This window comes from Halomonas sp. SIMBA_159 (assembly GCF_046536035.1).
GTDB lineage: Bacteria > Pseudomonadota > Gammaproteobacteria > Pseudomonadales > Halomonadaceae > Vreelandella > Vreelandella venusta_A.
Genome location: NZ_JAWJBT010001827.1, coordinates 1 through 229, shown reverse-complemented (window position 1 = coordinate 229; position 229 = coordinate 1). Strand labels below are relative to the sequence as shown.

General features: G+C 40.2%; 1 protein-coding gene. It reads left to right on the top strand.

Features of this window, described 5'->3' with window-relative positions; translation table 11 throughout:
* Window positions 1-19 precede the first annotated feature (19 nt).
* The coding region (locus tag R0J87_RS25505; protein ID WP_498889806.1) for a tetratricopeptide repeat protein at window positions 20-229 on the top strand (210 nt) is incomplete at its 3' end.

Below are 229 nucleotides of genomic sequence, written 5' to 3'. Positions count from 1 at the left end.
GAAAAAGGTTTCTTCTCCCGTGTCGAAGCCTAAAACTGCTAAAACGCATAATGAGACTTCTAAAGAGCTAGATCTCAAACCATTATTAACAGCAGCAGAAACAGCTTACGAACAAAAGAATTATGATGAGGCAATTCATCAACTGCAAGCCTTATTAAAAGAAGATTCTCGCAACTTTTCCGCCCATCATCTTCTCGCGCAAATCTATGCCAATGTCGGTCAATATGCC